The sequence below is a fragment of the Mariprofundus ferrooxydans PV-1 genome, from assembly GCF_000153765.1.
In the GTDB taxonomy this organism is placed as follows: Bacteria; Pseudomonadota; Zetaproteobacteria; order Mariprofundales; family Mariprofundaceae; genus Mariprofundus; species Mariprofundus ferrooxydans.
On the sequence record NZ_DS022295.1, the window covers coordinates 115,352 to 126,960 of the forward strand.

General features: G+C 55.7%; 12 protein-coding genes. 1 reads left to right on the plus strand and 11 read right to left on the minus strand.

The window, feature by feature from the left end; all coding sequences use genetic code 11:
* Positions 1-188: 188 nt before the first annotated feature.
* From kdsB to SPV1_RS07340, 8 genes are all read right to left on the minus strand, one after another.
* The gene (gene kdsB / locus SPV1_RS07305) at positions 189-908 is read right to left on the minus strand and encodes a 3-deoxy-manno-octulosonate cytidylyltransferase (protein WP_009850505.1); all 720 of its coding nucleotides are present in this window, start codon (positions 906-908) and stop codon (positions 189-191) included.
* A 7-nt stretch (positions 909-915) separates the two neighbouring features.
* Positions 916-1,833, minus strand: a complete 918-nt coding sequence (gene rfaE1 / locus SPV1_RS07310) for a D-glycero-beta-D-manno-heptose-7-phosphate kinase (RefSeq protein WP_009850506.1) — start codon at positions 1,831-1,833, stop codon at positions 916-918.
* Positions 1,834-1,959: 126 nt separating this feature from the next.
* Positions 1,960-3,087 carry a dTDP-4-amino-4,6-dideoxygalactose transaminase gene (rffA, locus tag SPV1_RS07315; protein WP_081441980.1) on the minus strand — a complete coding sequence of 376 codons (1,128 nt, stop codon included), beginning with the start codon at positions 3,085-3,087 and terminating at the stop codon, positions 1,960-1,962.
* Entirely contained in the window at positions 3,084-4,502 is a 1,419-nt protein-coding gene (locus tag SPV1_RS07320; protein WP_009850508.1) for an ArnT family glycosyltransferase, read from the minus strand. Before SPV1_RS07320 ends, rffA begins: the two co-directional genes overlap by 4 nt.
* 8 nt (positions 4,503-4,510) lie before the next feature.
* Positions 4,511-5,176 carry a GNAT family N-acetyltransferase gene (locus SPV1_RS07325; protein ID WP_009850509.1) on the minus strand — a complete coding sequence of 222 codons (666 nt, stop codon included), beginning with the start codon at positions 5,174-5,176 and terminating at the stop codon, positions 4,511-4,513.
* Positions 5,169-6,098 (minus strand): glycosyltransferase family 2 protein, encoded by a 930-nt coding sequence (locus SPV1_RS07330; RefSeq protein WP_009850510.1) that lies wholly within the window; start codon positions 6,096-6,098, stop codon positions 5,169-5,171. The genes SPV1_RS07325 and SPV1_RS07330 overlap by 8 nt, the downstream gene beginning before the upstream one ends.
* A 55-nt stretch (positions 6,099-6,153) precedes the next feature.
* The gene (locus SPV1_RS07335; protein ID WP_009850511.1) at positions 6,154-6,774 is read right to left on the minus strand and encodes a class I SAM-dependent methyltransferase; all 621 of its coding nucleotides are present in this window, start codon (positions 6,772-6,774) and stop codon (positions 6,154-6,156) included.
* Positions 6,774-7,538: a class I SAM-dependent methyltransferase gene (locus tag SPV1_RS07340; RefSeq protein WP_009850512.1), complete on the minus strand. Its 765-nt coding sequence runs from the start codon at positions 7,536-7,538 to the stop codon at positions 6,774-6,776. Before SPV1_RS07340 ends, SPV1_RS07335 begins: the two co-directional genes overlap by 1 nt.
* Positions 7,539-7,766: 228 nt before the next feature.
* Between SPV1_RS07340 and SPV1_RS07345 the strand changes: the two genes are divergently transcribed.
* Positions 7,767-8,927, plus strand: a complete 1,161-nt coding sequence (locus tag SPV1_RS07345; protein WP_009850513.1) for an LptF/LptG family permease — start codon at positions 7,767-7,769, stop codon at positions 8,925-8,927.
* Here SPV1_RS07345 and SPV1_RS07350 read toward each other — a convergent pair.
* From SPV1_RS07350 to SPV1_RS07360, 3 genes are read right to left on the minus strand one after another with little or no spacing between them, the layout of a single operon-like run.
* Positions 8,918-9,994, minus strand: coding sequence for a glycosyltransferase family 4 protein (locus SPV1_RS07350; protein WP_009850514.1), 1,077 nt, complete (start codon positions 9,992-9,994; stop codon positions 8,918-8,920). The genes SPV1_RS07345 and SPV1_RS07350 overlap by 10 nt on opposite strands.
* On the minus strand, positions 9,987-10,763 hold the full coding sequence (locus tag SPV1_RS07355; protein ID WP_009850515.1) for a glycosyltransferase family 2 protein: 777 nt from the start codon (positions 10,761-10,763) through the stop codon (positions 9,987-9,989). The genes SPV1_RS07350 and SPV1_RS07355 overlap by 8 nt, the downstream gene beginning before the upstream one ends.
* A complete protein-coding gene (locus tag SPV1_RS07360) occupies positions 10,756-11,601 on the minus strand; it encodes a galactosyltransferase-related protein (protein WP_009850516.1) in 846 nt (281 codons plus the stop codon). Before SPV1_RS07360 ends, SPV1_RS07355 begins: the two co-directional genes overlap by 8 nt.
* Between the last annotated feature and the right edge of the window lie 8 nt (positions 11,602-11,609).

Below are 11,609 nucleotides of genomic sequence, written 5' to 3' on the forward strand. Positions count from 1 at the left end.
TCCGGGAGCCGGAAGTTTCTCACAATGCCAGTTTAGGCGGTGAAATGAGCCTCCTAAGCCCTGTGAAACAGGCTGTATCTGACTAAATATGTTGAGTTATATTGATTTTGTTAGGTCGCTCATTATTTTGATACTCACTATTTTTTGTCACGAGAGGTCAATCGGGGGGAGAAGGTGGAGTCGCTGATTCAGGAGCCTGCCAGTAACTTCTCGGCGCGGGCGAGATCGGCAGGGGTATCAACGCCGATGCAGTGGAAATCGCCGACGGTAACGGCGATATCATAGCCGTGATGCAGTACGCGCAGTTGCTCCAACTGCTCGGTCTGCTCGGCCTCACACGGTGAGAGCGTGGGGTAGATCAGCAGAAACTCCCTGCGGTAGGCATAGAGCCCGACATGCTGCATGGCGTTGGGCGACCCCGAGCGGGGAAAGGGGATGGCTGCGCGGCTGAAATACATGGCGCGCCCCTTGGCATTGGTGATCAGCTTGACGACATTGGCATCAAACAGATCATCCGGATTGCGCAGAGGGTGCGCCAGCGTTGCCATCGGCAGGTAAGGGTCTGCTGTAAACGGCTCAACCACAGCGCGGATCGCAGCCGGATCAATTAACGGTTCATCGCCCTGTACATTGATGACCACATCACAGTCTATCTCCCGCACGGCTTCGGCCAGCCGGTCGCTGCCGCTGGCATGATCGGGTGAGGTCATGCAAACCATGGCGCCTGTTGCTCTGGCAGCATCGGCAATACGTCGATCGTCGGTCGCAACAAATACAGGCCCGAGATCGGCCGCCTGCGCTTTTTCGATCACGTGTTCAATCATCGGTCTGCCGGCTAACTGCGCCAGCGGTTTACCGGGAAAACGGGTGGAACCCATACGGGCGGGAATGCCGATAGCGATTTTCATGGTTTAGTTAGTGAGCCTCGATCTCGGACCAGCTGGCTGTAGCCGTACCCAGTTTGCCGACAACGACGCCGGCAGCGTGATTGGCCAGTTTTGCAGCAGTAAGTGCATCGTCACCGCGGGCGAGGCAGGCGGTGAATACGGCGATGACGGTATCACCTGCGCCGGTCACATCGAAGACATCGCGAGCGGCGGTAGGAATATGGTGATGGTACTGCCCGTCGAACAGCGTCATGCCTTTTTCCGAGCGGGTGATCAGTACATATTGCAGTGCAAGTTGTTCATGCAGCGCTCTGGCAATGGCTTCGACGTGCGCATCCTCATTGCATGCCCGCATACCGACCATGGCGGCAGCCTCCATCAGGTTGGGCGTGATCAGCGTTGCGCCGCAATAGGCATCGGTGTGCTCCGGCTTCGGATCGATGGCGATGATGGTGCCTTTGAGACGCTCAATCAGCAGGCGAATAAAGTCCGGTGTCAGCACGCCCTTGCCATAATCAGAGAGGATGACGGCATCGGCATCCGCCTGAATCTCATCCAGACGGGTCAGCAGGCGTTGATGTGTGTCGGCCCGGGCAGGGGAGGTCCATTCGCGGTCATAGCGTACCACCTGCTGATGACGTGCGATGATGCGTGTTTTGATAGCGGTCGGGCGATCATTGGTTTTGGTAACGACACCGCGGTCATCCGAATCCATTTCAGCCAGCTGTTGATGCACCCATCTGCCCGGTTCATCGTTGCCGACCAGACCGAACATGGCCGACGGGAGATCCAGCGCATGCAGGTTGCGCACTACATTGGCCGAGCCGCCCAGACGGCGATCAATGCGTTCAACCGAGACCACAGGCACCGGCGCTTCGGGAGAGATGCGTGATACATCTCCCCAGATAAACTCATCTACAATAATGTCGCCAATGACCAGTATCAAAGTGGGCTCCCGTTTTTCTGCACCGGCAACATAAACGACCGATACAGAAAGAAAAAATAACTATTCACTACAAGCTTTGCAACTTCAGGTGAAGATGGTGGTGCTTTATACGGTCAGACAGGGTGCTTACGCATTGGCAAACGCCAATGCCGTATCAATCACGCGCGGCAGCTCTGTTTCCAGGCCGGGCCACAGCGGCAGTCGTACCAGCCTCTCCGAGAGTTGCTCGGTGATCGGCAGCGGGCCGTGCGTGCGGCAGTATTTCAGTCCGGCAGGTGCCAGATGAAGCGGTACATAATGGAAAACGGTCATAATATCGGCGGCCTTCATATGAGCGATAAATGCCGAGCGCTCTGCCAGTGAATCATAGATCAGGTAATACATATGAGCGTTATGCCGACACCCCTCGGGGATGACCGGACGCCTGAGCTGGTGGTTTGTTTCAGGATCTGCAAAGGCAGTATGGTAGTTGTTCCAGATATGCAGGCGGCGGGCGGTGATGCCATCGGCATGCTCCAGTTGCGCCCACAGAAATGCGGCAATCAACTCGCCGGGCAGAAAGGATGATCCGATATCCACCCATGTATATTTATCGACTTCGCCGCGAAAGAAGCTGCTACGGTTGGTGCCTTTCTCCCACAGTATTTCAGCACGCTCGGCAAAGCGTTCATCATTGATCAGCAGGGCGCCGCCCTCGCCGGAGATGACATTTTTGGTCTCATGAAAGCTGAATGCGGCCAGGTGGCCGATGCTGCCCAGCGCTCTGCCGTGATAATCCGACATAATACCCTGTGCCGCATCTTCAATGACATAGAGACCGTGTCGCTCAGCGATAGCCATGATGCTATCCATCTCGCAACCCACACCGGCATAGTGGACGACGCAGATGGCGCGGGTTTTCGCGGTGATGGCCGCTTCGATCAGACTCTCATCGATATTCAGTGTGTCTGCACGGATATCGACAAATACGGGAACTGCGCCGCGCAGCACAAAGGCATTGGCCGTGGAGACAAAGGTATAGGAGGGCATGATCACTTCATCGCCTGGCTTTATGTCGATCAGCAACGCCGCCATCTCCAGTGCCGATGTGCAGGAGTGGGTCAGCAGCGCTTTTTTGCAGCCTGTTTTATCGACTAACCACTGCTGGCACGCTCGCGTGAACGGGCCATTGCCGGCTAACTGACCATTGGCATGTGCTTCGAGGATATGCACGGTCTCTTCGCCCGTCATGAAGGGTCTGTTAAACGGAATCACTGCGCAGCTCCAGTTACAGATTGTTTGCCTGTATGGCGATAGAGGTAGACATGATCGCCGCGCAGCGGCCACATTTTGACCAACCGGCCGAGCGACGGTGTTTCCACTTCCGCTATGATATAGGCATTGGGATTGTTGCCGGTATACCAGGTGATTGGCGGGCGATCCTGTCGCCATACATCGATATAGGCGGCAATGGCGAGGCCTGTAGCGACGTCATTCTGGCTGTAGAGTGGCGCATCATCAGTCAGGTGCATGATCTCTTCAGCGACCACCTTGACGTCACGCTCCGGCATCCAGTCCTTGATATAGGGCAGAATGCCGAGGCTGTAGGGGACTTTTATAACGACAATCAGTGCCATCAACATCACTGCCTGACGCAGATGCTGCCGGTTGAGCTGCAGTAATAATCCGGTCAGCAGCAGGGCGACCAGACCGTAGAGCGGTACCAGATAACGGGGGGTTGCGCCTGCCGATATCCAAAAGGGCAGAAAGCAGATCAGCAACAGCAGTGACAGTGTGGTGATTGTATCATTTGCTAGGAACTGTTGCTTGCGACGCAGCCATAACCAGGCCAGAAACAGGGAAACGGGCAGGGCGCGGAACAGAAATACCAGCGGGAAACTTAGCCAGTGGCCGATAAAGGCCATTACCCCGTAACCGGCGTAGTTGCGCAGCACATCGTTGATCGTCGTGGTGGCGGTGCTCTCGCCGGCCGGCACAATGAAATGCTGCCACAATACAGGTACGCTCAGTGCGAGCAGGCCGGTGATCAGAAATACCGGTTTTTTCAGCAGGTGCCAGCGCTGCAGACGCCATATCAGGACAAGGCCGGCAGCGCCAAACAGGGCGTAGGCGGTAATATTCTTGGCCATAAAGGCCAGCGAAATCAGCAGCAGGGAAGCGATAAACCAGCCTGCATGTTCATCGGCAAAAGCGCGCCAGAGTGTGGCAATGGCAGTAAAGATAAACATGCCGAAGGTGGCATCGATATAGCCCAGCCAGCCGTACCAGAAAGCCACTTCGCCCAGTGTCAGATAGACCAGAGCAGATAGCCAGCCGGCATAAGCATGCGAGCGACTGAATAACCAGCGGCCCATCAGACCGGCACAGAGGGCGCTGAGCCATGTTGCCATCACCGAGACCAGACGTACGGCAATATCGACATGTTCCCAACCGATGATCTTGCTGATGGTGATGACCGGCCAGTGCCATAGCGGCGAATGCGGCCAGACCATGCCCAGAATAGACGGATGCAACCAGTCATGGCGTACAAACATCTCATACGACTTCATGGCCATCAGGCCCTCTTCACCGACGTACTGCATTACCGGCAGAGGCAACAGCATAAAGGCAGCCGCCAGCAGTGTCAGTGTCTGATAGAGGCGAAGGGAGGGGGAAAAGTTAACAGGCATTGCGGCAATCAGCGGGTTAGTTTGTGATAAATGTCGACGGGATGTTCAAAACGGAAGCCAAGCGACACATACAGGTTGAGAACCGGCATATTAGCCGCCGAGATGGAGCTGCGTACGGTGGTTACACCGGCGTGAAAAAGATCGGAGATGACTGCCGTCCATAGTCCTTTGGCCAGTCCGCGACCGCGGTGAGACGGTGCGATCGTATGCAGCAGCAGGTTACCGTTATCGGCGGCAATAAAGCCGGCCAACTCTCCGCTATGGCGCAGAGCGAATACGTTACCAGCCTGATGCAGTTGTCCTAGCCACTGTTTGTAACGGGCATCTGCAAGCATCGGCGCAAGGTTGAAGTCCCGGTGAAAGCGGCCGTGCAGAAAGCTGTGATCACACATCGGCAGCAGCTCCTCAAGTGTGATATCGCGATCCGCGCTGGCTGACGGATCCGGTTGGGGCAACCAGTTCTCCCGGGTACAGACCGGTTCAATCAGGGTGTCGGTATAATAAAAGCCGTATTCATGCAGCAGCTGCTTGTCAGCCAGTGGATCGATCTTCACCGTGTAATGGCCGGTTTTTTCGGATGCCTTGCAAAGCGTTGCAGCATCCGGACGGGTGATTTCAAAACAGTCGGTTCCGAAGACCGCCGAGTCCCAGGGCGTAGGTTGAATGTTATTCATTGGCAAAGGTTGTATGATTAATGATATACAATGGACGCCTTTTTGTTTCATCAAAGGTTTTGCCCAGATAGATGCCGATAATGCCTAGATTCCCGATAATGATGCCGCCGAGAAAATAGAGTGAAATGATCAGGCTGCTCCAGCCCATGATCGGAATATTAAAAAAAGCGGCATAGATCAGCAGGCCGATACCGACCAGCAGCGACGTGATGGCAATGCCGAAGCCGAAGTGGATGGACATGCGCAGGGGCTTGTCGGAATAAGCGATAATCGTGTCTGTACCGAGCTTGAGTAACTCTCTGAATGTATAGCTCGATTCGCCGGCAAAACGGCTGGCATGCTCGACTTCAATCTTGGCTGCAGGAAAGCCCATCCAGTTGACGATACCGGGTAGGAAACGCAGGCACTCACGCATCTGGCAACAGTTGTTCACGACCTTGGCCGACATGATACGGAAATTGCCGACGCTGGGGTCATAATCCATTTCGGTCAGATAGTTGAACAGGTAATAGAACAGACGTGAAGAGAGCTGCTTGTTCATGCCATCCTTGCGATTGGTGCGCTGGGCCAGTACCACATCATACCCCTCCTGCGCCTTGGCATAGAGGCGGGGTATCTCTTCCGGCTGATCCTGCAGGTCGCAGTCCATGACAACGATCCATTCACCCTTGCAGTGATCCAGACCGGCGGTTATGCCGTAGTGCTGTCCGAAATTGCGGCTGAACTGGATACCTCTGATGCGCGGATCCTGAGCGGCCAGTTGTCCGATAATCTCCCATGAGCCGTCCCCGCCACAGTCCTCTACCAGAATACACTCGAAATCCGGCGTGATGGTTTCCAGCGCAGCTGTAAGCCGCCTGTACAATTCATGCAGGCACTCTTCAGCCTTGTAGACGGGGATAACGATGGACAAATGCGTCATGCGCAGAGCCTACCAGATGATATGGTATTGACGAGTTCAACCATGGTCGGGTGCTTTACGGCGTGCACAGCAGAATCATATGGGAGTAGGGTATGTTGAGCAGATCGCTGCGTACCTGTGCATCAATATTGGTGAACAGGCCAGCAGCCAGAGCGCTGTATGCCTCGGGCGTACGTACCCTTTCTCCGCGATCCTTGCTGATAATCCAGCGCGCCAACGCACTCTGGCCCGGAGCATAAACCGGATCAATGGTGATCAGTCTGCCGCCCGGTTTCAGCGCCTGCGCCGCCAGTGTGAAAAGCGTGCGCGCCTCGGCATCATCCAGATGGTGGAGCAGGCCGAAAGCCATGACGATATCAAATGGTTCAAGCTCCTGCAGCGAGGCTTGCCTGACCAACTCCGCCTTGAATGTGCCGCGCTTACCGAATGTGCGCTTTGCCTGTTTGATATAGGCGTCGGAGGCATCAAAGCCGTAGTATGAGATACCTTCGGGCAGGTGACGCAGGATTTCCGCCGTACCGCAGCCGATATCCAGCATGCGGTAATCTGCGTATTGCGGAAAATAATCGCGCACCAGCAAGCGTCGCGCCTTTTCGGCACCTACCATACGTTGGGCCAGATTATAGACCGGTGCACTGGAGAATATGGCCCGAAAGCCTGTCAGGTTCTGTGCCATCAGTGCGGCTTCCTTTTGTTGATTTCGACAACCATCGGTGTTGCCAGGCAGGGCGGAATATGCCGGATCAACCGCCCCAAACCTGAGCGCATGATCAGGCGGGCAATAGAGGCCACCGCACCCTTGTGGCGCTCTTCAAACAGCGGGTCGTCATCAATGCGCTTGAGGGCCTTGTAGAGCAGCGCTTTTTCAAAATGGCAGTTGAGGTCGTGGTTGTTGCAGTGCGCGCTCAGTGCCCTGCAGGTGATAAAGTTCAGTGAGTTCCATATGCCCTGATCATGTGTTTTGCGCAGAAACAGGAGCCTGCTCAGAGTGACGAAGTGCCTGAACACGGGGACGCCGTAGTGCGGTTCGTACGGGACCGTATAATTCGGGCAGGCATGCAGCATCACGCCATCCTCTGCCAGCACCGTCGCCATGGCATCCAGAGCCGCCGGCCAGTCCGGAATATGTTCCATGACATTGTTGCTGAAAATCAGGTCAAAGCAGCCGTCTTCGGTCGGATTCAACTGCTGTGACGGTTTTTCCATGACCTGTAGATCAATGCCCGGATAGTGCTCCAGCATGGCCTGCTTGATGCGTGCGAACAGATCGAATCCGCCAATAGCGGGCTCCAGCGCCGTGATATGATAACCCTGTTGCCTGAGAAACAGGCTGGTCAGGCAGAGGCCGGCACCGACTTCGAGTATGCGCATATCAGGTTGCAGATGACCTGCGATGAGCTCAATGGTGACCCTCGATTCGTTGGCATAGGTCTCCAGCATACTGCGAACAGTTGCTGCATTGAGTTGACTCTCCCCGACCAGTCTCCCGGCAAGAACGTCAAAAGGTATATCAGCCAGAAATTGGTTGAGTTCCCTGAGTAGTGCGGCATTCTCTTCGCGTGTCGTGATCGGTCACACCTCTGTCGGATCGAAGGCACGAATGCCTCTTATCAAAGAATGGCAGGATGCTAGCATGGCTGATGTGACGATTCCAAAGGAAGAGATGCGATGACGCTTGATCGATATATGCTGCGCTTGTGGCTGGGACCATTTTTCGGGGGGCTGGTGTTTGTGCTCGCCGTGATGCTGCTTGCACGTGCGTTGAAACTGTTAGGGACGGTATCTGACACTGCAGAGGCATGGTCGCTGATTGTCGATTTGCTGGCTCTGACAATGCCGTTCTTTTTGCTGCAAATTGTGCCCATGGCTTTTTTCCTCTCCCTGCAGAATACGATTACCGGCTTGCAGCAGAGCAGCGAGATGGATGTCTTGCGCGGTTCGGGGCTCTCTTACGGTCGCATGTTCCGGGTGTTCTTTATTGTTGTACCGTTGCTCTGGCTGGGGCTGACCTATATTGCTATGGTGCAGTTGCCGCAGGGGCAACTCGGGTTCAATAATATACTCGCTAAAATCTATGCCATGAAGGGTGCAATCAGCTTTGCTCCGCAACGCTTTACGCGGGGGCTGGACGGCATCACGGTTTATGTGGATGGCGAAGATAGTGAAGGCACATACCACGGTCTGATCCTTGAGGATCACCGTGGTGGTGTATCGGTGATTTATACCGCCAAGTCAGCCCGTTTCGATATGGGCGGTGAATACCTGTTGCTAAAACTGAAGGATGGCGTGCGGCTCGAGGGTGAGGGGGCTGATCAGCGGATGCTAGCCTTCGATCGCTATCAGGTCTCTATTGCCTTGCCGGCAGGTAACAGGAAAATTCTACATTCGAATGACCATGTGACGATGATGACGGTGCCGGAGCTCTGGCATGCGATGCACAACTCACAGAGTGGAGCTGCGGTTGCCGAATGGAATCGCAGACTGTTGATGCCTACGACGACGCTGGTGCTGCTCTTCTTTGCCCTGCCGCTGTCATTGACGCAGAAGCGCTCCGGCAAGGCGGGCTCCATGATCGGTGGTATTGCATTGCTGGTCATGGTGTACAACCTGCAGCTATTGCTCTATCAGCAGGTTAATCAGGGCGGTTTTCCGGGCTGGAGTATGTGGATGGGACAGGCTCTATTGCTGTTTACAGGTATGTTTTTGTCTAAAAGGGCCGAGGCTGACCGTTTGCCGAAGCTGTTCTCCTATATCGGTGAGTGGATCTATCTGCTGCATCAGGCGGTGATCAATCGCCTGAGTCGGCGCTGGAATGCAGATCAGGCTTGAGGTGGCAGAGCCTCGGGTTTGATTTGCCGGTAAATGTAAACCTGTTCTTCGGCGACAGTGTGCCAGCTGCGAATCTCCGGCTTTCTGTTGTTGCCGAGCAGGTTCAGACAAGCGGATACCCAGACATCGTCTTCTGCAGAAAGCGGCAATACCGACGCCTCATCCAGTTCATCGGCAATGCCACAGTTATCCGATACCAGCACCGGCACGCCGGCCGCACGCGCTTCGGCAATGACCATGCCATAGGGCTCCTGACGGGCCGGATGCAATAACAGATCGAATCCGGCATATAGCGGCGTGCTGTCCGTTTCGCCGAGCAGGCGATAGCCGCCATGCCAGTCCGCAAACAGATGTTCAATAGTGGGGGTATCGGGGCCGGCCACGATAAACTCGACATCGGGGCGAACCTTGCGCACGGCCTTGACGATGGCAGCAGCCCTCTCCAGTCCTTTGCGTTGCCACTCTTTGCCGATAAAGCCGATGATGCCTCCCTGCTCGGGCAGGGGGCGCGCGGGTCTTATGGGGATATTGCCTACACCGGGGGCGACCGCTCTGCTCAGGCGTGAGCCGATACAGGGGTAATAGTGTTTGAGCGCAGTACCGATCATGGGTGAGTTAGGAATAACAACTTGCACCTGTTTGGCACACACTTCACGGTGTTCCAGCCACAGGTTGGCATAGATGCGCGGAGAGCAGCGTTTCCACAGCGGTTTGTCGCGGACAGAGGCAAAGGGCGGGCCGTGGAAGGTGGTGACATGATGCACGGCTGTGCGCTCGTGGCTATGGATGATGTGCGCTGCATCCGGGTGCGCGCTAAGCCACCGGCTGACCCTGTGTGAGAAGCGCAAATGAGCCAGCCAGCGCGGTTTTTTTCGAACTTCGCCCAGTTCGATACATACTACACCGGCCGGAGGTGCATCGGCATGTATGGACTCACACAGGACAAGTACCCTGTGTCCCATATCGGCTATCTCGCGGGTCAACTCCCAGACATAACGTTCCATGCCGCCGACAGGTCCATAGCGGCGTACAATATAGAGCAGGTTCAGTGACTGGTCGTTATTCACGGTCTGGCGGTAGATCCCAGCGTTGCTGGCGCTCGCGCAGTTTGGCATAGCGGTAGAACACGCCTTCCAGATTGCTGAAGGCGATAACAAAGCCTGCCCAACCATCGAGGAAACCCCGCTTCAGAATATAGATGCGAAAAAATGACCAGAGACCGCGCAGCAGGGCCTTGCCCATGCCTGCGCGCACGCCTTTGTTTTCCAAACGATCCACTCCCAGTGTGGAGTAGCGATTGGCCTTGTGCAGAACCTGCTCCAGATTTTTGAAGGGGAACTGCCAGATGGGCGTTTGCATATGACCGGTACTGCCATGAATATGATAGCGCTCATGCACCTGATCTGCCTGCTCGAAACTCAGTGCTCCTCTGCGGAACAGCTGCGGCTGGCGGTAGTCAGGGTACCAGCCGCAGTGTTTGATCCAGCGGCCCATAAACCAGTTTTTGCGAGGGACATACCAGGCATCGGCACTGGCCGGATCGGCGATAATATTACGGATCTCCTCTGCCGCCTCGGACGTGCAGCGCTCATCGGCATCAAGACTGAAAATCCACTCATGTTTGCAGGCGGCGATAGCATCATTACGCAGCTTGCCGAACCCCTCGAAATCCAGTTGCACCACGCGTGCGCCGAGTGCTGCAGCTATTTCAGCGGTGTTGTCGCTGCTGTGCGAGTCGACGACAATGACTTCATCGGCCCAGAGAGCACTTTTGACCGCATCGGCAATCTTGTCTGCCTCATTATAGGCGATGATATAGACTGATAGTTCAGTCATCGGCGATCTCCCTCCGGTTATCGGTCAGCGCGGACTCCTGCAGTTGTTTGAGTCCGCATAGGGCTTCGATGCGCCGCTCCCTCAGGCACGCCTGCAGTGCGGCATCATTATCGTCCAGACGATGACGGGAAAACTCCCTGTGCCACAGATGCAGCACGGGCGTACCTCGCAGATTGCAGCGGCGCAGGCCTGCATGCAACAGGCGTGCAGCCAGATCGGAGTCTTCGCGCCCCCAGCCTTCAAACGATTCATCAAAGCCGTTGATGCGCAACAGGGCCGCGGTCGGGCAGGAGAGGTGGCAGCCGCGGATGCCATCGAGTTGATCTCCGGGGGATGACAGGGAGGACTGCAGCAGCAGTGGTAGCAGTCGATTGATGTTACCGCACAGGCGCTGCTGCAGCCACGAGAGGGGAGAGCGGGAGGTGTTGAAACGTGGTTTGCTACACAGCGTTGCGGTGTAGGCCTCCGACAACAGTATGCGGCTGCCGCTGATGAAACAGTCATCGCGGGCATGACTGCGGTGGGCGGCGATCAGGCCGGGCAGGGGTATGCAGTCGCCATCGGTCAGCAGCGTATAGGGCTCATTGATGCGCTGTATGACCCTGTTGTGAATGCGGGCCTTGCGGAATCCGTCATCCTCCTGCCACAGATGATAAAGCGGTACGGGAAAGTCAGCCTGCATCTGCCTGATCATGTCACCGGTTTCACCGGATGAGCCATCATCAGCGATATAGATGCTGAAATGCCGGTCGTTTTGTTGACGGTATCCTTCCAGCGTCAGGCGCAGAAAATCGGGAGCATTATAGGTTGAAATAACAACAGCAATGCTGGCCGGCATGTTCAAGG

Bases quoted from the DNA above. Each gene is read 5' to 3' on its own strand.
- SPV1_RS07360 (WP_009850516.1), bottom strand. From the start codon at position 11,601: ATGCCGGCCAGCATTGCTGTTGTTATTTCAACCTATAATGCTCCCGAT.
- SPV1_RS07325 (WP_009850509.1), bottom strand. From the start codon at position 5,176: ATGAATAACATTCAACCTACGCCCTGGGACTCGGCGGTCTTCGGAACC.
- SPV1_RS07320 (WP_009850508.1), bottom strand. From the start codon at position 4,502: ATGCCTGTTAACTTTTCCCCCTCCCTTCGCCTCTATCAGACACTGACA.
- SPV1_RS07355 (WP_009850515.1), bottom strand. From the start codon at position 10,763: ATGACTGAACTATCAGTCTATATCATCGCCTATAATGAGGCAGACAAG.
- SPV1_RS07335 (WP_009850511.1), bottom strand. From the start codon at position 6,774: ATGGCACAGAACCTGACAGGCTTTCGGGCCATATTCTCCAGTGCACCG.
- kdsB (WP_009850505.1), bottom strand. From the start codon at position 908: ATGAAAATCGCTATCGGCATTCCCGCCCGTATGGGTTCCACCCGTTTT.
- SPV1_RS07330 (WP_009850510.1), bottom strand. From the start codon at position 6,098: ATGACGCATTTGTCCATCGTTATCCCCGTCTACAAGGCTGAAGAGTGC.
- SPV1_RS07340 (WP_009850512.1), bottom strand. From the start codon at position 7,538: ATGCTGGAGACCTATGCCAACGAATCGAGGGTCACCATTGAGCTCATC.
- SPV1_RS07345 (WP_009850513.1), top strand. From the start codon at position 7,767: ATGACGCTTGATCGATATATGCTGCGCTTGTGGCTGGGACCATTTTTC.